The following is a 1,184-nucleotide window of genomic DNA, read 5'->3' as shown; positions in this document are numbered from 1 at the left end:
CTTTGCTTATCAATAGGTAACTCGTTGATTTATAGTTTTGCAACCAAAAAGAAACGAGTATGGCAAGAAGCACATTCAAGGTGCTGTTCTACGTGAACGGCAGTAAGGAAAAGAACGGAATTGTCCCCATCATGGGACGAGTTACAATCAATGGTACGGTAGCACAGTTCAGCTGCAAGCAGACTATCCCGAAAGAGCTTTGGGATGCCAAAGGGAACAAGGCAAAGGGCAAGAGTATAGAAGCGAGGGAAACCAATCTTGCGCTTGACAACATCAAGGCTCAAATCATCAAGCATTACCAGCGTATATCCGACCGTGAAGCCTATGTAACGGCAGAAATGGTACGCAATGCCTATCAGGGATTGGGCGGTGAGTATGAAACGTTGCTCGGTGCTTTCGACAAGGAAAATGAAGTGTTCAAGAAGCGTGTCGGAAAAGACAGGGTCAGGGCTACCTATATGGCAAGGGTACGGGCAAGAAACCATGTGGCGGCATTCATCAGGTCACATTACAAGCGGAACGACATCTCCATGCCTGAACTTACGCCCGACTTCATCAAGGAGTTCGCCGTGTTCCTTTCCAACGAAGCCGGACTGCACAACGGTTCGATATGGGAAAACTGCATGTGGCTGAAAGGTGTGGTGATGCGGGCACATTTCAACGGACATATACCGAGAAATCCGTTTGCCCAGTTCCATATAAGCCCGAACACGAAAGAGCGTGAATATCTGACGGAGAATGAGCTGAAAACATTGATGGAATTTCAGTTCAAAGACCCCAAGAACTCCTACCTCCGTGATATTTTTGTTTTCGCCAGTTTTACCGCCCTCTCATTCGTGGATATAAAGGAATTAAGCAACGACCAAATTGTGGAAGTGAACGGTGAGAAATGGATTATTTCCAAACGACACAAGACGGGTGTACCGTTTCAGGTGAAGCTGCTGGATATTCCCTTGCAGATAATCGAGCGTTACAAGGCTTTTCAGGAAAACAATCTTGTATTCCCCAATCTCAACTATTGGTCAATATGCAAGCGTATGGGAAAGATGATAAAGGAATGCGGCATCACCAAGAAAATCAGCTTTCATTGCTCAAGGCACGGGTTTGCGACCCTGGCTCTCAGCAAAGGGATGCCAATCGAGAGCGTCAGCCGTATTTTGGGGCATACGAACATTGAGACCACG

1 protein-coding gene is annotated in these 1,184 nt (G+C 46.7%); it reads left to right on the top strand.

The annotated features are described in order from the left end of the window. Positions 1–59: 59 nt before the first annotated feature. Positions 60–1,184, top strand: a 1,125-nt coding sequence (locus tag Q3C19_RS18205) for a site-specific integrase (RefSeq protein ID WP_302731269.1), incomplete at its 3' end; no start/stop codon positions are given.

It is taken from the genome of Bacteroides sp. ET489, assembly GCF_030518095.1.
Classification (GTDB): Bacteria; Bacteroidota; Bacteroidia; order Bacteroidales; family Bacteroidaceae; genus Bacteroides; species Bacteroides ndongoniae.
This window is presented reverse-complemented; position numbering and strand designations above follow the sequence as displayed.